This window comes from Massilia sp. Root133, from assembly GCF_001426525.1.
In the GTDB taxonomy this organism is placed as follows: Bacteria; Pseudomonadota; Gammaproteobacteria; order Burkholderiales; family Burkholderiaceae_D; genus Telluria; species Telluria orientalis.
Window position 1 is genome coordinate 191015 of sequence record NZ_LMEW01000012.1, and the last position, 22801, is coordinate 213815.

Consider the following 22801-nt stretch of genomic DNA (forward strand, 5'->3'; position numbering starts at 1 on the left):
GCGTTGCTAATTGTTAAACGTTGTTGACACTGCAAGCCGAGTTTGCAACACTCAGCCGTCGTCCGTCCGCCATCTCCCGGAGAACCCATGGTCGTCCTGCGCCGCCTGCTGTGCTTCGTCTTGTTGTGCTGTTGGTCGGGCGCGTGGGCGCAGACCACCGTGTCCGGCTTTTCGCCCGAAGGGCAGGTGCGGCGCGTGCGCCAGGCTGTCGCGCGGTTCTCGCAGCCGATGGTGGCGTTCGGCGATTTGCGCGCCGAGACCCCGTTCGACGTCGCGTGCGCCGTGCCGGGCAGCGGCCGCTGGGTCGATGCGCAGACGTGGAGCTACGATTTCGAACGCGACCTGCCGGGCGCCACGAGCTGCCGCTTCACGCTGAAAGCCGGCGTGCGCGACCTGGCCGGACAGCCGCTGGCGGGGGCACAGGCATTCACCGTCGCCACGGGCGGTCCGGCCGTGCTGGAAACGCTGCCGCATGAAGGCGCGTCCGGCATCGACGAGAAACAGGCCTTCGTGCTCGCGCTGTCCGCGCCCGCGTCGGCCGACAGCATCCTGAAACAGGCGTGGTGCCGCGCGGACGGCGCCAGCGACAAGATCGGAGTGACCCTGGTACAGGGCGCGCAGCGCGAACAGGTGTTGCGCACCGACCGCTGGTTCGTCCGGCAAGTCGTCGTCGCGGACCGCGGCAAGGAAGACATCGGACCGTACACGGACGCGCAACTGCGCGCCGACGACAAGGCCGGCCGCCTGGCCCGCATCGTCGTGCTGCAATGCCGTCGCACGTTGCCGTCGAATGCGGAAGTCGCCCTCGTCTGGGGCGCCGGCGTGGCTGCGCCGAACGGCATCGCGACGGCCGAAGACCAGACGCTCTCGTTCAAGACGCGCGCCGATTTCACGGCCCGCTTCAACTGCGAGAAAGTCAACGCGCGGTCCCAATGCATTCCGTTCCAGCCGATGCGCGTGGACTTCAGCGCGCCCGTGCGCGCGGCCGACGCGGCCAGGGTGTATCTGGAAGGACCGGGCGGCAAGCGCTGGCCGGCGCGCATCGACAAGGAAGGCGGACGGACGCCGGACTTCGTGGGCCAGGCCAGCGTGCCCGGGCCGTTCCCGGAACAGGCAAGATTCACCCTGCACCTGCCGGCCGACTTGCGCGACGATGCGGGCCGGTCCCTCGTCAATGCGGGCCGCTTCCCGCTGGCCGTGCGCACGGGCGAGCAGCCGCCGCTCGTCAAGTTCGCGGCGCCGTTCGGCATCATCGAGGCAAACGGCGACCGCCTGCTGCCCGTCACCGTGCGCAACGTCGAGGCGCAGCTCGCCGGCCGCATGCACACGACTAACGGCATCGCCATGCGCCTCGACGCCAGCCGCACGGCCGACGTGCTCACGTGGCTGCGCAAGGTCGCGGGGCCGCACGGCGGCCTGAATCCCGGCCAGCCGGAAGGCGACCAGCTGAAGGTGTCGATCTTCAAGGGCGCCAAGGCAGACGCGCTGCAGCGCTTCACGCTCCCGAAACCGCTCGGCCGGCGCGCGTTCGAAGTGATCGGCATCCCGCTGCGCCAGCCCGGCTTCTACGCGGTCGAACTGGAAAGCCCGCGCCTGGGCGCCGCGCTGGATCCGAAAAGACGCACCGCGTACGTGCGCAGCGCGGCCCTCGTCACGAATCTGGCCGCGCATTTCAAGCTCGGCGCGCAATCGTCGCTCGTGTGGGTGACGTCGCTCGACAAGGGGCAGCCCGTCGCGGGCGCGCGCGTCGAAGTGCGCGATTGCGGCGCGCGGCTGCTGTGGACCGGCACGACGGACGCCGCCGGCATCGCGCGCATCCGCCAGGCGCTGCCGCATGCCCGCTGCAAGGAGGGCGACATCTACGTCGTGACGGCCGCGCGCGGCGACGACTTCACGTTCACCCTGTCCGACTGGCAGCAGGGCATCGAGGCGTGGCGCTTCAACCTGCCCACGGGCAGCCGCGACGAGGACAGCCGCATCGTCGCCACCGTGTTCGACCGCACCCTGCTGCGCGCCGGCGAGACCGTCCACATGAAGCACTACCTGCGCCGCCGCACGCAGCAGGGTTTCGCCTTCGTGCGCGCGAAGGACCCGGCGCCGAAAGAAGTCCGCGACTGGCGCGCGCAGGAACTCGGCACGGACAAGACGGCGTTGCCCGCGCGCGGCTTCCTCGTCCACCAGGGCAGCGGCGAGAAAGTCGAGTTTTCCCTGCGCTGGGATGCGAACGGCAGCGCCGAGGGCGAGTGGGCGATCCCGGCGGAAGCGAAGCTCGGCGTGTACGACGTGCTGATCGGCGGCCAGGTGGCGGGCGATTTCCGTGTCGAGCAATTCCGCGTGCCGACGATGAAGGCGCAACTGGCGGGGCCGAAGCATCCCGCCGTGGCGCCGCAGGCCGTCACGCTCGATGCGCAGGTGAGTTATCTGTCGGGCGGTCCCGCGGGCCTGGCGCCGGTGAAACTGCGCAGCGTCGTGCAGGACACCGGCGTGCAGTTCGCCGACTACGACGAGTTCGCGCTGGGGGCGGGCGACGTGCGCGAAGGCGTCGTCGACCAGGGTAGCGAGGGCGAGGAAGAGGCGGAATCGGAAGGCACGCCCGGCCAGGAAGTCGCGCGCACGCAAAGCCTGCAGCTCGACCGCGCGGGCGGGGCGCGCATCGTCGTCGACAAGCTGCCGGCGATCGAGCGCCCGAAAAGCCTGCTGGCCGAGTTGTCGTACCAGGACGCCAACGGCGAAACATTGACGGTCTCCACGCGCGTGCCGCTGTGGCCATCCGCGTACGTTGTCGGCATCAAGCCCGATGGCTGGCTGCTGCGCCGCGATGCGCTGAAATTCCAGACCGTCGTGCTGGACGTCGCCGGCAAGCCGGTGGCGAACGTGCCGATGACGGTCGACCTGCTCAAGCGGGCGACCTATTCGCACCGGCGCCGTCTCGTCGGCGGCTTTTACGCCTATGAGCACAGCGCCGAGATCAAGCGCATCAGCGAAGCGTGCAGCGGCACGACGGACGCGCGCGGCCTGCTCCTGTGCGACGTGAAGGCGCCCGTCGACGGCGACCTGATCCTGCGCGCTCGAGCGACCGATCCGCAGCAACGCGTGGCGGCCACCCATCGCGAGGTGTACGTGGCGGGCGATGAGGAACAGTGGTTCGCGAACGCGGACCACGACCGCATCGACCTGCTGCCGGCGCAGAAGCGCTACGAACCGGGCGAGCAGGCACGCTTCCAGGTGCGCAGCCCGTTCCGCCGGGCGACCGTGCTCGTGACCGTCGAGCGCGAGGGCATCCTCGACACGTACGTGCGGCGCCTGTCCGGCCGCGACCAGACGATTTCGATTCCCGTAAAAGCGAGCTATGCGCCTAACGTGTTCGTGTCGGCTCTCGTCGTGCGCGGGCGCGTGGCGGGCGTGCAGCCGACGGCGCTCGTCGACCTGGGCAAGCCCGCTTATAAACTCGGGATCGCGCCGCTCCGCGTAGGCTGGAAGGGGCACGAACTGAAGGTCGACGTCGCGGCCGATAAACCCGTGTACAAGGTGCGCGAGCGTGCGCAGGTCACGATCCGCGTGCGCGACCCGGACGGCACGCGGCCGGCGGCCGGTACGGAAGTCGCCGTGGCCGCCGTCGATGCCGGCCTGCTCGAACTGATGCCCAACACGAGCTGGAATTTGCTCGAGACGATGATGCACGAGCGCAGCCTGCAGGTGGAGACGTCGACGGCACAGATGCAGGTCGTCGGCAAGCGCCACTTCGGCCGCAAGGCGTTCCCGCACGGCGGGGGCGGCGGCCGCGGCGCCGGGCGCGAGTTGTTCGAGACGCTGCTGCTGTGGAAGGGCAAGGTCGTCCTCGATGCGAACGGCGAGGCGAAGGTCGACGTGCCGTTGAACGATTCGCTGACGTCCTTCCGCATCGTAGCCGTCGCGAGCAGCGGCGCGGGCCGGTTCGGCGCGGGCGGCACGGACATCCGCACGTCGCAGGACCTGATGCTCGTCTCCGGCCTGCCGCCGCAGGTGCGCGAAGGAGACCGCCTGCGCGCCGGGTTCACGCTGCGCAACGCGTCCGACCGGCAGCTGGCCATCCGCCTGGACGCCGGCGTGACCGCGGATGGCGGCAAGGCGCAGGCGCTGCCGCGCCAGGACATCGTGCTCGCGCCGGGCGAATCGCGCGAAGCGGGCTGGGATTACGCGGTGCCGGCAGGGGCATCGAGGCTGCAGTGGGACGTGGCGGCGGCAGGCGAGGGCGCGAGCGACCGCATGCGCGTCACGCAACAGGTGAACGTCGCCGTGCCGGTGCGCACCCTGCAGGCGACGCTCGTGCAGATCGACGGCACGAAGACGATGCCCGTCGAGCGTCCGGCCGATGCGCTGCCGGGCCGCGGCGGCATCCGCACGACCCTGCAGGCGCGCCTCGGCAGCGACCTGCCGGGCGTGCGCGACTACATGACGGCCTATCCGTACACGTGCTTCGAACAGCGCACATCGCGTGCGGTGGCGCTGCAGGACAAGGCGATGTGGGATACGGTCGTCGCGACCTTGCCGTCGCACCTGGACGGCGATGGCCTGGTGAAGTATTTCGCACCGATGGACCAGGGCAGCGACGTGCTCACGGCCTATGTGCTGTCGGTGACGCATGAAGCGGGCTACGCGATCCCGGACGAGCTGCGCGGCCGCATGGAGGCGGGCCTCGCCGCGTTCGTCGAAGGGAAGATCGTGCGCGGCAACGGCCGCGCGACGGGCGAACTGGCCGTGCGCAAGCTGGCGGCGCTGGAAGCGCTGTCGCGCGACACGGAGGTGCAGCCGGCCATGCTGGATTCGATCGAGGTCCAGCCGAACTTGTGGCCCACGTCCGCCGTCATCGACTGGTATCTGATCCTGAAACGCACGCCGGCGCTGCCGCAGCGCGACCAGCGCCTGGCGCAGGCCGGCCAGATCCTGCGCGCGCGCCTGAACCTGCAAGGCACGACGATGGGCTTTTCGACCGAGCGCGCGGATGGCTGGTGGTGGCTCATGACGTCCGTCGACGTGAACGCCAACCGCCTGCTGCTGGCGACGCTGGACGATCCCGCGTGGAAGGTCGACGCCGGCCGCCTCGCGCGCGGCGCCCTCGGCCGCCAGCAGCACGGCCACTGGGACACGACGACGGCCAACGCCTGGGGCACCGTCGCGCTCGAGCGCTTCTCCGAGACCTACGAGCGCGAGCCGGTGACGGGCAGCGCGAACCTCGTCGTCACGGGCGCGGATGCAAAACCCGTCAGCTGGACCGGGACCGTGCCCGCGACCGTGCTGCAGGCCTGGCCGCAGGGCCGCGGCACCTTGACCATGCGCCAGCTGGGCAGCGGCAAGCCATGGGCGACGGTCCAGAGCCTGGCGGCCGTGCCGTTGAAGGCCCCGCTGTCGTCCGGCTATCGCATCGCGCGCACCGTCACGCCGGTCGAGCAGAAGGTCAAGGGCACGTGGTCGCGCGGGGACGTCTACCGCGTCCATCTCGACATCGATGCGCAGTCGGACATGACGTGGGTCGTCGTCGACGATCCGATCCCGGCCGGTGCCAGCGTGCTCGGATCGGGCCTGGGCCGCGATTCGCAGATCGCGACGGCCGGCGAACGCCGCACCGGCTGGACGTGGCCGGCGTTCGAGGAGCGCCTGCACACCGGCTACCGCGCGTACTACGAATGGGTGCCGAAGGGCCGCTTCACCGTCGAGTACACGGTGCGGCTGAACAACGAGGGCCGCTTCGCGCTGCCGACCACGCGCGTGGAAGCCATGTACGCGCCGGAGATGTTCGGCGAAGTGCCGAACGCGGGGATGACGGTGCAGTGATGAAGATCCTGGCCTGGCTTCTGCTGCTGGTGGCGTTGACGGTACATGCCGCCGTGCCGACGCCGCAGGAAGTGAAGGCGGCGTGGCGCTCATCCGACACGACCCTGCTCGACCGCCACGGCGAGATCCTCGCCACGGTGCGCGTGGACATGGCGGGCAGGCGGCTCGGCTGGGTGGCGCTGGACGACATCTCGCCGACGCTCGGCCGCGCCGTGCTGCAGGCCGAGGACCAGCGCTTCATGGAACACGGCGGCATCGACTTCCAGGCCATCGGCAAGGCTGCATGGGACAACCTGTTCGGCCAGCAGCGCACGCGCGGCGCATCGACGATCACGATGCAGCTCGCGGGCCTGCTCGATCCGAAGCTGGCGCCGCGGTCGAAGGGCCGCACGTGGGCGCGCAAATGGGACCAGGCGCTCGCCGCGCGCGAACTGGAAGCCGGCTGGAACAAGCGCCAGATCCTGGAAGCCTACCTGAACCTGGCCAGCTATCGCGGCGAGCTGCAAGGCATCGGCGCCGCCGCGCGCAACCTGTTCGGCAAGGCGCCGTCCGGGCTGGACGCGGGCGAGGCCGCGATCCTCGCGAGCCTGTTGCGCGCGCCGACGGCGCCGCCGCGGACGGTCGCGAAGCGCGCCTGCGCGCTCGCACGCGAGCTCGCGGGTGAGCTCGAACCGCGCACGGATTGCGCGGCCATCGAGTGGGAAGTCGACGCGGCGTTCGCGCGCACCGCATCCGCGCCGGCATCCGCGCCGACGGGTGTGACGCCGCAGTTCGTGCGCCGCCTCGGCGGCGCAGTGGGCTCCAGTTCGGGCAGCGTGGTGCGCAGCACCCTCGACGCAAGCTTGCAGCGCTTTGCCGTCGCTACGCTGCGCCGCCACCTCGCCGAACTGGCCGAACGCAACGTCGGCGACGGCGCCGTGATCGTCATCGACAACGCCAGCGGCGACGTGCTGGCTTATGTCGCGAACGGCGGTGCCGGCGAAGTGGATGGCGTGACGGCGCTGCGCCAGGCCGGGTCCACGCTGAAGCCGTTTTTATACGAGCTGGCGCTGGAACGGGGGCAGTTGACGGCGGCGTCGCTGCTGGACGACACGCCCGTCGACATCCCGACCGTCGGCGGCCTGTACGTGCCGCAGAACTACGACCACCAGTACCGCGATGCGGCGTCGGTGCGCACGAGCCTTGCCGGCTCGCTGAACGTGCCGGCGGTGCGCACGCTGATGCTGACCGGGCTCGAACGCTTTCACGAGCGCCTGCGCGCGCTCGGCATCACGAGTCTTACCGAGGCGCCGGAGTTCTACGGCTGGTCGCTGGCGCTGGGCTCGGGCGACGTCAGCCTGCTGGAACTCGCGCAGGCCTATCGCACCTTGGCGAACGGCGGCGTGCAGGACGGCAAACGGCGGGTGCTGGATGCGCGCGCCAGCTTCATCGTGGCCGACATCCTGTCCGACCGCGCGGCCCGCAGCACGACGTTCGGCCTCTCCAACGAACTCGCCACCGGGTTCTGGAGCGCCGTCAAGACGGGCACCAGCAAGGACATGCGCGACAACTGGTGCGTGGGCTTTTCGGACCGCTACACGGTCGGCGTGTGGGTCGGGAATTTCGACGGCCGCTCGATGTGGGACGTGTCCGGCGTGGCCGGCGCGGCGCCCGCGTGGCGCGACGTGATGGACTACCTGCACCGCGACCGCCCGAGCAGGCCGCCCGCCGCGCCGCCTGGTGTCGTGCGCCAGACGGTCCGCTTCGCGCCGGCCGTGGAGCCCGAGCGCAGCGAATGGTTCGTGCGCGGCACGGAAGTCGCGCTGGTCGAGATGCTGCCGCCGGCGAAGCGCGCGCCGCGCATCGTGTATCCGGCCGCGGACAGTGTCATCGCACTCGATCCGGACATCCCGGCACCGCTGCAGCGCGTGAGCTTGCGTGCCTACGGCGGCGCGGGCCTGCGCTGGGAACTCGATGGTACGGATGCCGGCCCGGCCGATCGGGGCGCCACATGGGCGCCGCTGGCGGGCGAGCATGAACTGAAGCTTGTGGGAGAGGATGGCCGGGCGGTCGCTGCCGCCCGGTTCGAGGTGCGCGGAGCGGCGGCTCCCGGTCAGCTGGCTTCGACTTTTTCGACCAGCACCGGCGGTTCCGCGATCAGGTCGAGCGGCAACGGCGTGAACAGCGGCGAGTCCGAGCGGTAGGGCACGCGTCCGGATGGGACGTGGCGCGCGGCCGGATCCAGGTGCAGGTCCTGGTCGTCGAAGAACAGGTGCGCGCGGAATGCCTTGACGACCTTCGACTTCGGCACGCCGCCGAGGAAGAAGATCTCGTTCACGTACACGCCCCAGTGGCGCAGGGTATTGATGACCCGCATCTCGGCCGGCGCGCTGCGCGCCGTCACGATCGCGATCCGTACGGGCGACACGTCGGCGCCGAACGGCAGCCGTTCCTGCAGGCGTGCGAGCCGGCGCAGCAGGATCGCATACGGACCGTCCTGCATCGGTTCGTTCTGCTTCTCGTCCTCGATCGTGTGGAAGCGGTCGAGGCCCTCGGTCTTGTAGACCAGTTCACTGGAGTCGTCGAACAGCACGGCATCGCCGTCGAAGGCGATGCGCACCTGGTCTTCCGGCGGCGCCTCGGCCGCGTGCGGCGGCGGTTTCAACACCGCGGCGGCACAGGCCTGCGCATCGATCACGCGCTGGGCGTCTTCGACATTCGTCGTCAGGAACAGGTCGACGGCGAAGGCGTCCAGGTAATCGACGACCGACTCGCCGCCGGTGAACGCATGGCGCGAAATCGGCAGGCCGCGCGACCGGATGTTGTTGAACACGCGCACGCCGGTCTCGGGGCTGTTGCGCGACATGACGACGACTTCGACGAGCGGCTTCGCCTCGAACGGCGCATAGCGGTTCAGGCCGAGCAGGGCGCGCACGAGCGCCATGCCGGTGCCGTCGCGCAGCGGTTCGTTCTCGCGCTCCAGCATGTAGGCGCGATATTCCTCCAGTGCGCTCTGGGGATTCTTGATGGATCTGGCTTTGTAGATGGCGTCGGCTTCCGCCAGGTCGAACAGGGCGGTGGCGGAGATGCCGACCACGAGGGTATCGGAAAGGTCGAGGGGAGGCATGGCGGTCGGATTCCTTGGTGGCGGAACGGGAGCATTCCAAACGGAAATTATCGCGGTCAGGGTTGAAGGATACTTGAGTTCAATCGATCACCCCGCCTGAGCGAGCGCAAACGACGCATGCGGTACGGGTAAGACCATGAAGCGCATGACGTAACGAGACAGGTGACGACATGGCCGACCAGATGGTGTGCACCGAACCCCTCGCGCGCCTGCGCGAGATCCGCCGGCTCGTGCACGAGAACAACCGCTCCTGCGTGCCGGACGAGCTGATCGTCTGCCAGATCTACATGGAATCGCGCTTCGACTCTTGCGCCCAGCCGGCGGGCAGCAGCGCGCGGGGTTTGATGCAGTTGCTGAAGGTGGCGAACCGCGAACTGTTCCGGCTCGATAACCTGTGCAAGCCAACGTCTCAGCGCTGCGCCGAGGCGGCGCTGTATGCGGAGGCGGATGCGTTTCACGCGAGTCCGGCGTTCATCGACGAGGCCACCAATATTCAGATGGGGACGCGCTATCTGCAGGCGTTGATCGACCGGGCCAGGCGCGAAAAGCGGGCAGACCCGATCGTGGAAGCGTACATGGATTATCGCGGCGTGCGGAACGGGGTCTATTACCGCAAGATCCGTGCGGCGGCGGAGCGCCTGGAACGCGATCCGGACGACATCGGGGCGCTGCGTGCGATGACAGCATGAGCGGAGCGCAGAAACAAAAAAGGCGTCACGATCACTCGTAACGCCTTGCTTTGCTACTGCTGAATTCTGGTAGGCCGTGCTGGGCTCGAACCAGCGACCAACGGATTAAAAGTCCGCTGCTCTACCAACTGAGCTAACGACCCGAAAGAAGCAAGATTATAGGGGGAAACTGCGGTCGTGTCAAACGGCTTACTTCAGCGCCGCCAGCCGGTCCTTGGCTGCTTGCGCGGCGGCCGAGTCCGGGAACTTCGACACGAGCTGCTGCAGGGCCTTCTTGGCATTTTTCTTGTCCTTCAGCTCAGTATAGCTGGAGGCGATGTTGAGCATGGCGTCCGGGGCCTTCGCGCTCGTGCCGTAGTTGGCGACGACGGCTTCCTGGGCGGCGATCGCGTTCTTGTAGTCGCGCTGCGCGTAATAGGCGTTGCCGAGCCAGTATTGGGCATTGGCGGCATAGGCCGAGTCGGGGAAGCGGCGCACGAACTCCTGCAGGGCGCCGGCGGCGGCCTTGTAGTCGCCCGATTTGAACAGGTCCATCGCGCCGTCGTAGGTTTTCTTTTCGGACGGCAGGACTTCGGCGGTCTGGCCGTCGATCGTTTCCTGGCGCGGTTCGAGTTTCTTGACGCGGGCGTCGAGATCGGCGTACAGGTCTTTCTGGTTCTTCTGGACGTTGGCGATCTCGTTGGCGAGGACTTCGACCTGGCCGCGCAGGCGCGAGATTTCCTGCATGGTCTGTTCGTGCTGGTTCAGCATGTCGACGCCGATCGATTTGTCGGCCTTCGTGTCGACGCGGGCGTTGATGTCGCGTGCCAGTGCATCGACCTTGGCGCGCAGGTCGAGTATCGCCTTGCGGGCTTCATCGTCGTCGAGCAGGCCGGCGTTTGCCTGCAGGGGCAGCCAGGCGGTCAGGGCGAGGGCGACGGCGGCGAGGCGGAACTGGGACAGTTTGATCATCATGACTCTTTCTAAACTTAAAGGGAGCCTCGAAAAACCGTCGCGAGCAGGTTTGTCGACGCTCCCAGGGAATCCAAATGGAAACGGGGCGGGATGCAGTCTGCACTGCATCCCGCCCCGCTGTCAAATCTGCCGGGAGCGCCAGCTCTCAGGCAGGCAAGACAGCGTCCCGATTATTGGTAGACGATGTCCGCGCGGCGGTTTTCAGCCCAGGCAGCTTCGTCGTGGCCGGTGGCCTTCGGCTTTTCCTTGCCCAGCGAAACAGCTTCCATCTGGCTGTCCGACACGCCCAGGGCAGCCATCGACTTGCGCACGGCTTCGGCGCGCTTCTGGCCCAGGGCCAGGTTGTATTCAGTGCCGCCGCGCTCGTCGGTGTTGCCCTGGATCAGGACCTTGCGCTGCTGGTTCTTGGTCAGGTAAGCCGAGTGGTTCTCGACGACCGGCTTGCCGTCGTCACGGACAACGTAGCTGTCGAAGTCGAAGTACACGCTGCGGTTCGCCAGAACGCCTTTCGGGTCGTTCAGCGGATCGACGCTGCCGGTTTCGACCGGCTTGATTTCACGTGCCGGTTCAGCCGGCGGGGTTGCCTGGGCGACCGGCTTTTCTTCGACTTTCGGGGCTTCCTGCAGCTTGGTCGACGAGCATGCCGACAGCAGGGCGGCAGCAGCCACGATGAACGCTACACTTTTTACATTACGCATGGTTTTTCTCCTGGTCAAAAGTTTTTACTTCATAAACGGGCCCCAGCTGGGCTCCCGAATGTTTCCCGCTTGGGTGCTCAGGCGCTGCTTGACGCGTCCGTCGACCGACACAACGGCCAATGCGGTACGCCCGCCACCCTTCGTCGCATACATGATGTATTTGCCGTTCGGCGAAAAACTCGGTTCGGTGGCCCCATCGGCCAAGCGTTGTTCCTGACCGGAAGCCAGGTCCATCGCATACAGGGAAAAACCCCCATCGCGTTGCGAAATCCACGCCAGCGTCTTGCCGTCCGGGGATACACGAGGGCTGATATTGTAGTTGCCGTTGAACGTGACGCGGGTTGCCTGCCCGCCGCTCACGCTCATCTTGTAAATTTGCGGACCGCCGCTGCGGTCGCTGGTGAAGTAAATCGACTGGCCGTCGTGCGAGAACTGCGGCTCGGTGTCGATGCCGTTGCTATTCGATACGCGGCGCAGGCCGCTGCCGTCCGCGTTCACGATCCAGATTTGCGTATTGCCGGTCTTCGACAGGGCGAGAGCCAGCTTCGTGCCGTCCGGCGACCAGGCCGGTGCGGAGTTGTTGCCCTTCTCGTTGGCGACCACGGTACGCTGGCCCGTCACCAGGTTCTGCACGTAGATCACGGGCTTGCGCAGTTCGAACGAGACGTACGCGACCTTCGTGCCGTCCGGCGACCACGACGGCGAGATGATCGGCTCGCGGCCGTGCGCGGCGACCTGTTCGCCTTCGCCGTCCGCGTCGGCCACGACGAGCTTGTAGTCGCGCGCGGCCGGGTCCTGCTTCACGTACGTGATGCGGGTCGAGAAGATGCCGCGCACGCCGGTCAGTTTTTCGTAGACGTCGTCGGCGATGCGGTGGCCTTCCAGGCGCGTATTGCGCGCCGTGACGGCATCGGACAGTTGCGACAGCTGCGACTGCTTGACGGTGTCGAGCAGTTTATAACGCACCTGGAAGCGGCCGTCCGCGAGACGCTGCACGGAACCCACGACGAGCGCGTCGGCACCGCTGGCCTTGAAGGCGGCCAGGTCGATGTTGGCGGTGTCGGAAATGGCCTGGCGCGCGTCGATGACCTTGAACACGCCGCTGCGTTCGAGGTCGGCGCGGATGATGGCGGACACCTGTTCGGGGGCCACCGATTCGTCGGCGAATGCCGCGACTGCGACCGGGATCTGGTTGCTGCCCACGCCGGCGATTTCGACTTTCAGCTGGGCATGTGCAGCCACGCCCATCAGGAGGGTGGCCGAAAACAGCAGGGTATGTAGTTTCTTCATGTTTCTCTCAGCAATGGTTAAGGTCGGAACGCGATCACTGCAGATCCTTCATATGGAACTCGATCACGAGGGAACGCTCTACCGTACCATCTTTCTTCTTGGGCAGTGGGGACGATTTGGTGATGCCTTTTTCGACGGCATCGTCGAATGACGGCACACCGCTGCTCTTGATCTTTCTGACCGAAATGATCTCGCCGGTCGGTAACTGCTCGACGCGGAACGTCGCCGTCGGATTGCCCGGTTCGTCGAGGCTGCCCGCATACGACGTATTGCCCTTCACCTTGGCCGTGATGGCCGCGGTATAGCCCTTGTCGATGCGCGGCGCCGTCGATTTCTCGGCCGTGCCGGTGCTGGTCGGATTGCCGGCCGCGCCCGTGATGCGGCGCATTTCCTCGGCGCGGGCGGCTTCCAGTTTCTTCTGTTCGGCGGCTGCCTTTTTCTTCTTCTCGGCTTCCTCTTTCTTTTTCTTTTCCGCTTCTTCTTTTTTCTTCTGCTCGGCTTCTTTCTTTTCCGCGTCGGCCTTGGCTTTCTTCTCTTCGAGTTCGCGTTCCTTCTTCTCGGCGAGCGCCTTCGCTTTCTTTTCTTCCGCGCGCTTCTGTTCCTCAAGCTTGCGTTCGCGCTCTTCCTCGATCTGCTTGCGCTTCAATTCTTCCTTGCGTTTCTTTTCGCGCTCGAGGGCGATGTCCGGCGCCTTCGGCTGCGGTTTTTCGACGACGGGCGGCGGCTCCACGGCTTTCGGCGCGGGTTGCGGCGGCGGGGTCTCGGGTTCGGGTTCCGGCTCGGGCGCCGGGGCAGGCGCGGGCGGCGGCGCGGCGGTCTGCGTCGTCACGTCCCAGATTTCCGCCTCGACGGCGACGGGCGCATTGTTCTGCCAGCTCACGCCGATCCACAGGAACGCCAGCAACATGGCGTGCACGCCCACCGCCAGGCCGATGGCCGGCCAGCGGTTCGGTTCAGGCGGCACGCTGTAAGGCGCGCCGTTGCCGATGTTGGTCTGCTTCGTTGCTGACATCAGTTCGTCTTCACTTCGTGGCCAGGCCGACGCGGTTGATACCCATCTTCTTGGCTTCCGAAATCAGCTGGATGACGTCATCGTATTTGCTGTCGCGGTCGCCAGCTATCAAGACCGGATAATCCGGATGCTCGGCGTGCAGGTCGCGCAGGCGCGTGACGAGCGTCGAACGGCTCGATACGTCTTCCAGCGGCTGCGGATTCTTGCCCGTGATGCCGATCTGCAGCTGGGCATTCTCCTTGATCGCGATCTGGATGTAGTCGTCCGGCGGCTGCGTCGAGCGCTCGGCGCTGGGCAGCTTGATCTCGCTGGGGTTCTGCGTCGGCGGCACCGCCATGAAGATGATGAGCAGCACCAGCATCACGTCGATGTACGGCACGACGTTGATCTCGGACTTGAGCTTGCGACGGCTGCCCCGCAGGCTGCTGTTGAAGGCCATGTCGGTTCCTCGTGACGGCGATCAGCGCGACTGGCGCTGCAGGATGTTCGAGAATTCCTCGACGAAGCTTTCGAAGCGGATCGCGAGGCGGTCGATGTCGTGGGTGAAGCGGTTGTACGCGACCACGGCTGGAATGGCCGCGAACAGGCCGATGGCGGTCGCGATCAGCGCTTCGGCGATGCCCGGTGCAACCGTGGCCAGCGTGGCCTGCTGCACGTTCGCGAGGCCGCGGAACGCGTTCATGATGCCCCACACGGTACCGAGCAGGCCGATGTACGGCGAGACCGAACCGACCGACGCCAGGAAGTTCAGGTGCGTGTCCATCTGGTCCAGTTCGCGGTGGAACGCGGCGCGCATCGCACGGCGGGCGCCGTCCAGCACCGCGCCCATGTCGAGCGCGTCGCGCGACGCCTGCTTGCCCTTGATGAACTCGCCCATGCCCGCTTCGAAGATGCGGGCCAGCGGACCGCTCTGGTCGCGCTGGCTGCTGGCGCTCTGGTGCAGGGTGTGCAGGTTGCCGCCGGCCCAGAAGCTGCGCTCGAACTGTTCCGTCTGGCGGCGTGCCGCGCGGATCGCGAACAGCTTGCGGAAAATATATGTCCAGCTCATCAGGGAAATCGCGAACAGCAGGGCCATCAGCAACTGTACCAGCACGTGGGCATGGCGGATCAGTTCAATGAATGAGAGGTCTTGGACTGCGTTCATTGGATATATATTTGGTCAAATGGATGATCAGGCGGCACGCATTTTAGCAGCGGCAAGGTCGGGGAGGGAACGTGGACGCATCGTGACGGCATCGATGCAGCCGACCCGGACATCGGCGCTGGCGAGCAGCGTATCGCCGCGCCAGGCTTGCTGGTCGAACTCGACGGACGCGCGGCCGAGCTTTTCCACGTTCAGGGTCAGTTTCACTTCATCGTCCAGGCGCGCGGACGCGACGTAGTCGACGCTGGCATTGCGCACGACGAACAGCGCGCCGTCCTCGTCGCGCAGGGTTTGCTGATCGATGCCGAGCGAACGCAGCCATTCGGTGCGCGCACGTTCGAAGAACTTCAGGTAATTGGCGTAGTACACGATGCCGCCGGCGTCCGTATCCTCGTAATAGACGCGAACTGTCCAGGTGAAAACTGAAGGCATTTCAGCTGCCATAAATGAAAATGGGAAACATTTTACGCCATTTATACCCGTTATACGTGCGCCAGGGTACATATACTTGGGTATGAGTGGCCGGCGTGAGAATGTGAGAGGCTCATGCCAAGCCAGCAACTGTAGCACTTTTTCATTTTGGCCGGCGCCGCTGTTACAAAGCGAAAACAATTCGTTCGCCGGTCGGCCGATTTTTGTGCTTGACGCCTCAGCCCAGGTTGCGCTTGATGTTGAGCGGACCGTAGCCCTGGCAGGTCGGCATCATCTCGATCTGGTTGATGTTGACGTGCGGCGGCAGGGAGGCGATCCAGTAGGCGGTCTCGGCGATGTCTTCGGCTGTCAGCGGCTGCGTGCCTTCGTAGACCTTGGCCGCGGCCGCGTCGTCGCGCAGGCGCACGTTCGAGAACTCGGTACCGCCGCACAGGCCCGGCGCGATGTTCGTCGCGCGCACGCCGGTGCCGGCGAGGTCGGCGCGCAGGTTCAGCGTGAACTGCTCGACGAACGCCTTGGTGGCGCCGTACACGTTCCCGCCCGGATAGGGGGTGCGGCCGGCCACGGAGCCGATGTTGATGACCAGGCCATTGCCGCGCTCGACCATCGCGGGCAGCAGGGCGTGCGTCATCGTGACGAGGCCCTTGATGTTCGTGGCGATCATTGTTTCCCAGTCTTCCAGCGGCACCTCGTACGCCGGCTTCGTGTTCAGGGCCAGGCCGGCATTGTTGATCAGGACGTCGATCTGGCGCCAGGATTGCGGCAGCATCGACAGCGCTTCCTCGATCGAATTCTTGTCGGTGACGTCCATCGCGATCGGCAGGGCGGATTCGCCCAGTTCCTTGGCCAACGCATCCAGACGGTCCTTGCGACGCGCCGCCAGCACTACCTGGTGGCCGTTCTTGACGAAAGTGCGCGCCATGGCGGCGCCGAATCCGGCCGATGCGCCGGTGATGAAAACGATCATTTTGGTTTTTGCCTGGCAGGTTGTAACCGTGAGATTGTAGCTGAAATGACCACGCGGGGCAGCGCCCGAGGCCGGGTTGACAGGTCGGCATCGGTTTCCTTGCCTGGCAGCCGCACAATCCCGTACAATCTGAGGTTCCATTTACATCTCACGTGACTGGCGAAAACCGTGCGCTGCCGTCCGATCAGGAGCGATCGGCCTGCCGGCGCGTGGCGAAGGTGGGCACCCACCGGGGAACGTGAGATTCCAAACTTGCCGTTCGCCTGGGCAGCCACCGACTGGTACGCGTTGGTATCGCGGCTGCCCCGCATGTGTTTCGGCTCCCGCCTGTTCAGCGCTGACCGTTGCCTGGTTCTCTTATCGATTGGAGTTTTTTCATGTTTGCAAAAGATCACACGCTCGCCAAGGTTGACCCGGAACTGTTTGATGCCATCCAGAAGGAAAACAAGCGCCAGCAGGACCACATCGAGCTGATCGCATCCGAGAACTACACGTCGCCGGCCGTGATGCAGGCCCAGGGCTCGCAACTGACCAACAAGTACGCCGAAGGCTATCCGGGCAAGCGCTACTACGGCGGCTGCGAATACGTCGACGTCGCCGAGCAGCTGGCGATCGACCGCGTGAAGGAACTGTTCGGCGCCGAAGCCGCGAACGTCCAGCCGAACTCGGGTTCGCAGGCGAACCAGGGCGTGTTCTTCGCGATGCTGAAGCCGGGCGACACCATCATGGGCATGTCGCTGGCCGAAGGCGGCCACCTGACCCACGGCATGGCGCTGAACATGTCGGGCAAGTGGTTCAACGTCATCTCCTACGGCCTGACCGAGCAGGAAGACATCGACTACGAGCAGATGGAACGTCTGGCGCGCGAGCACAAGCCGAAGCTGATCATCGCCGGCGCCTCCGCCTTCGCCCTGCGCATCGACTTCGAGCGCTTCGCCCGCGTGGCGAAGGAAGTCGGCGCCTACTTCATGGTCGACATGGCCCACTACGCCGGCCTGATCGCCGCCGGCGAATACCCGAACCCGGTCCCGCACGCCGACTTCGTCACGTCGACGACGCACAAGTCGCTGCGCGGCCCGCGCGGCGGCATCATCCTGATGAAGGCCGAGCACGAGAAGGCCATCAACTCCGCGATCTTCCCGGGCATCCAGGGTGGTCCGCTGATGCACGTGATCGCCGGTAAAGCGGTCGCCTTCAAGGAAGCGCTGTCGCCGGAATTCAAGGCCTACCAGCAGCAGGTCGTCAAGAACGCCAAGGCACTGGCCGAGACGCTGATCTCGCGCGGCCTGCGCATCGTCTCGGGCCGTACCGAGTCGCACGTGATGCTCGTCGACCTGCGTGCGAAAGGCCTGACCGGCAAGGAAGCGGAAGCCATCCTGGGCCAGGCGCACATGACCTGCAACAAGAACGGCATCCCGAACGACCCGCAGAAGCCGTTCGTGACGTCGGGCATCCGCCTGGGCAGCCCGGCCTTCACGACCCGCGGCTTCAAGGAAGAAGACGCCGTCAAGGTCGGCCACCTGATCGCCGACGTGCTGGACAACCCGCACGACGCCGCGACCATCGAGCGCGTCAAGGCGGAAGTCAAGCAACTGACCGACAAGTACCCGGTCTACGAAGCGTAAAGCGATAGGGAGGGCGCCCTTGCGGCGCCCTCTACGAGCCCCATGAAATGTCCGTTCTGTCAGCATGAAGACACCCAGGTCCTCGATACCCGCGTATCCGAGGAAGGTGACGCCATCCGCCGCCGGCGCCGCTGCGTCGCGTGCGACAAGCGGTTCACCACGTACGAACGGATCGAGCTCTCGATGCCGTTCATCGTCAAGAAGAACGGCAGCCGTACCGAATACGAATCCTCCAAGCTGCGCGGCAGCCTGATGCTCGCGCTGCGCAAGCGTCCCGTGGCGGCCGAAGCCATCGACCGCGCCGTCGCCTCCATCGAAGAAAAACTTCTTACCAGCGGCCGGCGCGAGGTCGACACGGGCCATGTCGGCGAGCTGGTGATGCAGGAACTCAAGCGTCTCGACAAGATCGCCTACATCCGCTTCGCCTCCGTCTACAAGAACTTCGAAGACCTGGCCGAGTTCCAGGAAGCCATCGCCGAAGTGGGCCAGCCGCGCAAATAAGCGCGTCACTTTTCCCGGTTTTTAGTTCCCTCCTCACGCTTGAGTCGTCACACGGCTTGCCGGAGCTCGACTGTTACCTTTTCAGCTCTGTTCAACGCAATGCTGGAGGTCGTCGATGCGGTCGCTGTCGGGTTCGCCACTGAGCGTGCGCGCGGGCTTTACACTGGTCGAAGTGCTCGTCGCCCTGTTCGTCGTCGCGCTCGGCATCGCCGGCGCGGCCGCGCTGCAGACGCTGGCCGTGCGCTCTGCGCGCGACGCGGCCCGCCTGTCCGACGGCACCCGCCTGGCGCGCTCGCTGGCCGAGCGCATGCGCACCAATCCCGGTGCGCTGGCGCAGTCCGACAACCCCTATCTCCACCTCGATTATGACGCCAACGCCGGTGGTGCGCCGGCCGCACCGGCGCTGTGCTATGCGGACACGGATTGCGACGCGGACGACCTGGCGCGCTTCGACGTGTTCGAAGTGGCCGAGACCGTGGCGGCCGGTTTCCCCGGGGGACGCATCCGCGTGTGCCGCGATGCGGGCCGGCCCGATGCCGCCGGCGTACTGCCCTGGACCTGCGACGGGGAAGACGGCGCGCCCGTTGTCGTCAAGCTCGGCTGGCGCGCGCAAGGCGACAGCGAGACCGGTGCCCCAAAGCTGATGATGCCGCTGGCGGGAGCGGCGCCATGAACGCGTGGATCCATCAGCGTGGCCTGACGCTGGTCGAACTGATGGTGGCGCTGACGATCGGCCTCGGCATCGTGCTGATGGCCGGACGCCTGCTCGTGCTCGCGAACGGCGCATACGCGGCCCAGGCCGAGTCGGGCGGCGTGGAGGACGGCGGACGCTTCGCCATCGACCTCATCGGCCGCGCCATACGCCAGGCCGGCGCCGCCGATCCCGACATGCTGGCCGACCCCGCCGCGGACAATGCCCCGGCACGCCTCGCGGGACTGGATGCACGCACCTTGTCCCGTGCCGCGGCCGCCATCGACGATCCGCTGCCGGCCGCCATCAACGGCAGCGACGTGCTGGCCGTCCGCTTTCCCGGCGACGCCAGCGCCGTCGATTGCGCCGGCTTCCCGGTCGCGGCGGGCGAGGAGGGCTGGAGCATCTTCTACGTGGCGCGCAACCGTGAAGGCGAGGCCGAGCTGCACTGCAAATACCGCGGCGCCGCGCACTGGAGCGCGGACGCGGTGGTCGGCGGCGTGGACGGCTTCCAGGTGCTGTACGGCGTCGATACGGACGACCCGCCGGACGGCACGCCCAACCTCTATGTGAACGCGACGGGGATCGACGCGCTCGATGCCGGCTTCGCCGCCCTGCCTCCGGCGGAGTTCAACCGGCGGACGCACTGGAAACGCGTCGTCGGCGTACGCGTGGGCCTGCTGCTGCACGGCAGCCGTCCCACGCGTGGCGAACCCGGTAGCGCGCGCTACGACCTGCTGGGTGCCGGATATGCGTCCGCGGCGGGCTTTGACGACCCCGGCAGCTCGCTCGACGAAGCGCGTATGACGCCGGACCTGCGCCGGCGCGAGCGGCGGCTGTTCACGTTCACGGCCGCGGTGCCGGCGCCGCCATCATGAGGACGTTCGCACGCGAACGCGGACTGGCCCTCGTCTGCGCGCTGACCTTGATGCTGGCGACGATGGTGATCGGCGTGGCCGTCGCGCGCGGGGCGTTCGTCCTGCTGGCGTCCGCGCGCAACGAGCGCGACCGCGACGTGGCGCAGGCGGCGGCCGAGGCGGCCCTGCGCGACGCCGAGCACGACGTCGCCGGCGCGGCGGGCGTGCCCGCGGAGCGCACCGCGCACTTCGGTCCGGTGGGCGGCGACGCGTTCGCGGAGGACTGCGGCCGCGGTGCGGATGACGTCGGGCTGTGCCGCGAGCGGTCGCCGCCCGCGTGGCAGGTGCTCGACCTGGCGGACGCCGGCAACCCGGCGCTCGTGCCCTATGGCCGGTTCACGGGCGCCGTGCTGGCGGTCGGCCGTGGGGGCTTGACCGCGCGGCTGCCGGCCTACGTCATCGAAAGGATCGCGCCGGCGGGGGCGGCGGCGCAACAGGGCAGCTTTTATCGCGTCACGGCCATCGGCTTCGGGATGCGCACGTCGACGCGGGTCGTATTGCAGTCGCTGGTCCGGCTGCCGCCGCCGGCGAGCGGCGCCGGAGGCGATCACGGACATGGAAACGACGATGATGAAGGACATGACAATGGCAACGAGGACGCACGCTGCGGCGGCGACGGCGATCGGCCGCCGGAACGCCGGCTTCCGGCAGGCCGTATCGGCTGGCGCGAGATCGCGAACTGGGACGAGCTGCACGCCCGTACCCGGCCATGACGCGGGATTCACGCTCGTCGAATTGATGATCGTCCTGACCATCCTCTGCATCCTCGGCGCGCTCGCGTATCCGTCCTACGCCGGCTACACCGTGCGCGTCAGGCGCGTCGAGGGCCAGGTGGCGCTGGTCGACGCCATGCAGCGCCAGGAGCGCTACCGCCTCCAGCATCAGACGTATGTCGAGTTCTCGGCGAGCGAGCCCGGCGCGGACGGCTTCGCGTGGTGGTCCGGCTCCAGCGCGTCCGCCAGCGCCTACGAGCTCGACGCGCATGCCTGTCCCGGCCGCGAGATCGGGGACTGCGTCGAGATCCGCGCCCGTCCCGGCACGGCCCGCGTCGACATGCGCTTCCGCGATCCCGATTGCGGCGCGCTGACGCTCGACAGTACCGGGCACCAGGGCGCGGAACACCCGGAGGCGCGATGTTGGCCGTGACATCCATTCCCAGGCGCGCCCGGCGGCCGGCCGGGGTGACGCTGCCCGAACTGTGCATCGTCCTCGCCGTGTCCGCGATCGTGCTGGCCATCGCCGTGCCCGACCTGCGCGACCTCGTGCGGACGCAGCAGCTGAAGGCCGCCACCGGCGACCTGTTCGCGGCCATCGACCTCGCGCGGGCGCAGGCGCTCGCGCGCGGGCGGCACGTCAAGGTGGTGCCGCGCGATCCGCTCGGGGCCGACTGGCGCCAGGGCTGGCAAGTGCTCAGTGACCCCGACCGAGACCGCGACGGTGGCGGCCAGCCGGGGGAGGGCGAGCTGATCGCGGAGCACGTGCCGCTGGCGCCGGGCATTGCCATCGACTTCGCTTTCACGAATGTCGCACGGCCGTACTATATCGCCTACAATGGCGCGGGACGCAGTTGCGCCGACGGTAACAGCGCGGCGGCGCGCTGGGGAACGGTGTCGCTGTTTCATGGCGGGCACATCCGCCGTATTAAAATCAACATGCTGGGCCGGGCGCGCGTGTGCGATCCGGCGCGCGATGCGGGTTGCGACGGCGCACCGGCGCCATGACAATTGGGCGGCGAGTCGCCGCCAGCGTGAACCTTCAAGCGGCGGGACGCCGCCAGTGCGAACCTGGCAACACAACGTAGCGAGACCGGAAACGAGAGTGCAGATACAGAGCGATACCGACGGCATGGCGCTGGCCCTGGAATGGGCGGCGAAGGGCATGTACATCACCGCGCCCAACCCGCGCATCGGCTGCGTGATCGTGCGCGACGGCACCGTCATCGGCGCGGGCCACACGCAGGCCGCGGGCCAGGCCCATGCCGAGATCCAGGCGCTGCGCGATGCGCAGGCGCGCGGCAACGACGTGCGCGGCGCCACCGCCTACGTGACGCTGGAGCCGTGCAGCCATTACGGCCGCACGCCGCCGTGCTCGAACGCGCTGATCCAGGCGGGCGTCGGCCGCGTCGTGGCGGCGATGGTCGATCCGAATCCGCTCGTCGCCGGCCGCGGCCTCGCGCAGCTGGAAGCGGCCGGGATCGAGGTCAGCGCGGGCCTGCTGGCCGAACCGGCCCATGAATTGAACATCGGCTTTTTCACGCGCATGCGCCACGGGCGGCCGTGGGTGCGCCTGAAGACGGCGGCCAGCCTGGACGGCGTCACGGCGCTGGACAACGGCGAGAGCCAGTGGATCACGAGCCCCCAGGCGCGCGCGGACGGCCACGCGTGGCGCGCGCGCGCGAGCGCGATCCTGACCGGCATCGGCACGATCAAGGTCGACAACCCGCAGCTGACGGTGCGCGGCATCGACACGCCGCTGCAGCCGCGCCGCGTGATCGTCGACAGCCGCCTCGACATCGACCTCGACGCATGCATCCTGCAGGGCGAGCCGTGCTGGATCGTGGCCGCCGTGCCGGACGCGGAGAAGGAAGCGGCGCTGCAGGCGCTGGGACACGAGATCCTCATGTTGCCGAATGCGTCCGGCAAGGTCGACCTGCCCGCGCTGATGCGCGAGCTGGGGCGGCGCGAGATCAACGAGCTGCACGTCGAGGCCGGTTCCAAGCTGAACGCCTCGCTCGTGCGCGAGGGCTGCGTGGACGAGCTGCTCGTCTACCTCGCGCCCAGCCTCGTCGGCCCGGGACAGGGGATGTTCGCGCTGCCGCCGCTCGCGCACCTCGCCGACAAGCTGCCGCTGCATTTCCACGGCGTGGCCCAGGTCGGGCCGGACCTGCGCATCCTGGCGCGTTTCAAGCGGGACGAGGATCCGAAGCGCCACGCGTAATACCGATACTGTCAAAACAAAGGAAGA

The 22801-nt window shown here is 67.4% G+C and carries 20 protein-coding genes, 1 tRNA gene and 1 riboswitch; of the genes, 11 read left to right on the forward strand and 10 right to left on the reverse strand.

Translation table 11 applies throughout. The features are described 5' to 3' along the window. The first annotated feature begins 87 nt into the window (after positions 1-87). Positions 88-5811: an alpha-2-macroglobulin gene (locus ASD28_RS11530; protein ID WP_056127278.1), complete on the forward strand. Its 5724-nt coding sequence runs from the start codon at positions 88-90 to the stop codon at positions 5809-5811. Continuing rightward, positions 5811-7994 (forward strand): penicillin-binding protein 1C, encoded by a 2184-nt coding sequence (gene pbpC / locus ASD28_RS11535; RefSeq protein ID WP_082577441.1) that lies wholly within the window; start codon positions 5811-5813, stop codon positions 7992-7994. Before ASD28_RS11530 ends, pbpC begins: the two co-directional genes overlap by 1 nt. On the opposite strand, the gene ASD28_RS11540 is transcribed toward pbpC, so the two are convergent. Beyond that, positions 7904-8917, reverse strand: a complete 1014-nt coding sequence (locus ASD28_RS11540; RefSeq protein ID WP_056127281.1) for a 5'-nucleotidase — start codon at positions 8915-8917, stop codon at positions 7904-7906. The genes pbpC and ASD28_RS11540 overlap by 91 nt on opposite strands. Before the next feature lie 170 nt (positions 8918-9087). Here ASD28_RS11540 and ASD28_RS11545 point away from each other — a divergent pair, with 170 nt between their 5' ends. Next, positions 9088-9606 carry a lytic transglycosylase domain-containing protein gene (locus ASD28_RS11545; protein WP_056127284.1) on the forward strand — a complete coding sequence of 173 codons (519 nt, stop codon included), beginning with the start codon at positions 9088-9090 and terminating at the stop codon, positions 9604-9606. Between the two features lie 67 nt (positions 9607-9673). On the opposite strand, the gene ASD28_RS11550 is transcribed toward ASD28_RS11545, so the two are convergent. The 9 genes from ASD28_RS11550 to ASD28_RS11590 form a co-directional block, all read right to left on the reverse strand. Next, positions 9674-9749: transfer RNA gene (locus tag ASD28_RS11550), tRNA-Lys, on the reverse strand. Between the two features lie 46 nt (positions 9750-9795). After that, the gene (ybgF, locus tag ASD28_RS11555) at positions 9796-10557 is read right to left on the reverse strand and encodes a tol-pal system protein YbgF (RefSeq protein ID WP_056128372.1); all 762 of its coding nucleotides are present in this window, start codon (positions 10555-10557) and stop codon (positions 9796-9798) included. A gap of 173 nt (positions 10558-10730) precedes the next feature. Beyond that, a complete protein-coding gene (gene pal, locus ASD28_RS11560; RefSeq protein WP_056127287.1) occupies positions 10731-11258 on the reverse strand; it encodes a peptidoglycan-associated lipoprotein Pal in 528 nt (175 codons plus the stop codon). A gap of 24 nt (positions 11259-11282) precedes the next feature. Continuing rightward, positions 11283-12548, reverse strand: coding sequence for a Tol-Pal system beta propeller repeat protein TolB (tolB, locus tag ASD28_RS11565; RefSeq protein WP_056127291.1), 1266 nt, complete (start codon positions 12546-12548; stop codon positions 11283-11285). A 34-nt stretch (positions 12549-12582) separates the two neighbouring features. Next, complete coding sequence (gene tolA / locus ASD28_RS11570) at positions 12583-13560, reverse strand: cell envelope integrity protein TolA (protein ID WP_056127294.1); 978 nt, start codon at positions 13558-13560, stop codon at positions 12583-12585. Between the two features lie 10 nt (positions 13561-13570). Next, positions 13571-13999: a biopolymer transporter ExbD gene (locus ASD28_RS11575; RefSeq protein WP_056127297.1), complete on the reverse strand. Its 429-nt coding sequence runs from the start codon at positions 13997-13999 to the stop codon at positions 13571-13573. A gap of 21 nt (positions 14000-14020) precedes the next feature. Next, positions 14021-14704 carry a protein TolQ gene (gene tolQ / locus ASD28_RS11580; RefSeq protein WP_036237603.1) on the reverse strand — a complete coding sequence of 228 codons (684 nt, stop codon included), beginning with the start codon at positions 14702-14704 and terminating at the stop codon, positions 14021-14023. Positions 14705-14731: 27 nt separating this feature from the next. Next, positions 14732-15136 (reverse strand): tol-pal system-associated acyl-CoA thioesterase, encoded by a 405-nt coding sequence (gene ybgC, locus ASD28_RS11585; RefSeq protein ID WP_056127300.1) that lies wholly within the window; start codon positions 15134-15136, stop codon positions 14732-14734. A gap of 217 nt (positions 15137-15353) precedes the next feature. Then, positions 15354-16103: an SDR family NAD(P)-dependent oxidoreductase gene (locus tag ASD28_RS11590; protein ID WP_056127303.1), complete on the reverse strand. Its 750-nt coding sequence runs from the start codon at positions 16101-16103 to the stop codon at positions 15354-15356. A gap of 142 nt (positions 16104-16245) precedes the next feature. Further along, positions 16246-16379: riboswitch (ZMP/ZTP riboswitch) on the forward strand. 101 nt (positions 16380-16480) lie between these two features. On the opposite strand from ASD28_RS11590, the gene glyA reads away from it, so the two are divergent. The 8 genes from glyA (at position 16481) to ribD (ending at position 22774) form a co-directional block, all read left to right on the forward strand. Then, positions 16481-17728 (forward strand): serine hydroxymethyltransferase, encoded by a 1248-nt coding sequence (gene glyA / locus ASD28_RS11595; RefSeq protein ID WP_056127306.1) that lies wholly within the window; start codon positions 16481-16483, stop codon positions 17726-17728. Positions 17729-17770: 42 nt separating this feature from the next. Continuing rightward, positions 17771-18229, forward strand: a complete 459-nt coding sequence (nrdR, locus tag ASD28_RS11600; protein ID WP_056127307.1) for a transcriptional regulator NrdR — start codon at positions 17771-17773, stop codon at positions 18227-18229. A gap of 115 nt (positions 18230-18344) precedes the next feature. Further along, positions 18345-18902 carry a type IV pilus modification protein PilV gene (gene pilV / locus ASD28_RS11605; RefSeq protein WP_056127311.1) on the forward strand — a complete coding sequence of 186 codons (558 nt, stop codon included), beginning with the start codon at positions 18345-18347 and terminating at the stop codon, positions 18900-18902. Then, entirely contained in the window at positions 18899-19798 is a 900-nt protein-coding gene (locus ASD28_RS11610; protein ID WP_056127314.1) for a PilW family protein, read from the forward strand. The genes pilV and ASD28_RS11610 overlap by 4 nt, the downstream gene beginning before the upstream one ends. Continuing rightward, a complete protein-coding gene (locus ASD28_RS11615; RefSeq protein WP_056127316.1) occupies positions 19795-20550 on the forward strand; it encodes a PilX N-terminal domain-containing pilus assembly protein in 756 nt (251 codons plus the stop codon). Before ASD28_RS11610 ends, ASD28_RS11615 begins: the two co-directional genes overlap by 4 nt. Next, positions 20459-20983: a type IV pilin protein gene (locus tag ASD28_RS11620; RefSeq protein ID WP_267873817.1), complete on the forward strand. Its 525-nt coding sequence runs from the start codon at positions 20459-20461 to the stop codon at positions 20981-20983. The genes ASD28_RS11615 and ASD28_RS11620 overlap by 92 nt, the downstream gene beginning before the upstream one ends. Next, entirely contained in the window at positions 20971-21558 is a 588-nt protein-coding gene (locus ASD28_RS11625; protein WP_056127321.1) for a GspH/FimT family pseudopilin, read from the forward strand. The genes ASD28_RS11620 and ASD28_RS11625 overlap by 13 nt, the downstream gene beginning before the upstream one ends. A 97-nt stretch (positions 21559-21655) precedes the next feature. Beyond that, the gene (gene ribD, locus ASD28_RS11630) at positions 21656-22774 is read left to right on the forward strand and encodes a bifunctional diaminohydroxyphosphoribosylaminopyrimidine deaminase/5-amino-6-(5-phosphoribosylamino)uracil reductase RibD (RefSeq protein WP_371831776.1); all 1119 of its coding nucleotides are present in this window, start codon (positions 21656-21658) and stop codon (positions 22772-22774) included. Positions 22775-22801 lie beyond the last annotated feature (27 nt).

What these genes read in the sequence shown, in the direction of transcription:
- ASD28_RS11590 (WP_056127303.1), bottom strand. Translation starts at nt 16,103, where the DNA reads ATGATCGTTTTCATCACCGGCGCATCGGCCGGATTCGGCGCCGCCATG.
- nrdR (WP_056127307.1), top strand. Translation starts at nt 17,771, where the DNA reads ATGAAATGTCCGTTCTGTCAGCATGAAGACACCCAGGTCCTCGATACC.
- pal (WP_056127287.1), bottom strand. Translation starts at nt 11,258, where the DNA reads ATGCGTAATGTAAAAAGTGTAGCGTTCATCGTGGCTGCTGCCGCCCTG.
- ASD28_RS11625 (WP_056127321.1), top strand. Translation starts at nt 20,971, where the DNA reads ATGTTGGCCGTGACATCCATTCCCAGGCGCGCCCGGCGGCCGGCCGGG.
- ASD28_RS11575 (WP_056127297.1), bottom strand. Translation starts at nt 13,999, where the DNA reads ATGGCCTTCAACAGCAGCCTGCGGGGCAGCCGTCGCAAGCTCAAGTCC.
- tolQ (WP_036237603.1), bottom strand. Translation starts at nt 14,704, where the DNA reads ATGAACGCAGTCCAAGACCTCTCATTCATTGAACTGATCCGCCATGCC.
- ASD28_RS11545 (WP_056127284.1), top strand. Translation starts at nt 9,088, where the DNA reads ATGGCCGACCAGATGGTGTGCACCGAACCCCTCGCGCGCCTGCGCGAG.
- ASD28_RS11540 (WP_056127281.1), bottom strand. Translation starts at nt 8,917, where the DNA reads ATGCCTCCCCTCGACCTTTCCGATACCCTCGTGGTCGGCATCTCCGCC.
- tolB (WP_056127291.1), bottom strand. Translation starts at nt 12,548, where the DNA reads ATGAAGAAACTACATACCCTGCTGTTTTCGGCCACCCTCCTGATGGGC.
- ASD28_RS11530 (WP_056127278.1), top strand. Translation starts at nt 88, where the DNA reads ATGGTCGTCCTGCGCCGCCTGCTGTGCTTCGTCTTGTTGTGCTGTTGG.
- ASD28_RS11615 (WP_056127316.1), top strand. Translation starts at nt 19,795, where the DNA reads ATGAGGACGTTCGCACGCGAACGCGGACTGGCCCTCGTCTGCGCGCTG.
- glyA (WP_056127306.1), top strand. Translation starts at nt 16,481, where the DNA reads ATGTTTGCAAAAGATCACACGCTCGCCAAGGTTGACCCGGAACTGTTT.
- ASD28_RS11610 (WP_056127314.1), top strand. Translation starts at nt 18,899, where the DNA reads ATGAACGCGTGGATCCATCAGCGTGGCCTGACGCTGGTCGAACTGATG.
- ybgC (WP_056127300.1), bottom strand. Translation starts at nt 15,136, where the DNA reads ATGCCTTCAGTTTTCACCTGGACAGTTCGCGTCTATTACGAGGATACG.
- ybgF (WP_056128372.1), bottom strand. Translation starts at nt 10,557, where the DNA reads ATGATCAAACTGTCCCAGTTCCGCCTCGCCGCCGTCGCCCTCGCCCTG.
- pbpC (WP_082577441.1), top strand. Translation starts at nt 5,811, where the DNA reads ATGAAGATCCTGGCCTGGCTTCTGCTGCTGGTGGCGTTGACGGTACAT.
- pilV (WP_056127311.1), top strand. Translation starts at nt 18,345, where the DNA reads ATGCGGTCGCTGTCGGGTTCGCCACTGAGCGTGCGCGCGGGCTTTACA.
- tolA (WP_056127294.1), bottom strand. Translation starts at nt 13,560, where the DNA reads ATGTCAGCAACGAAGCAGACCAACATCGGCAACGGCGCGCCTTACAGC.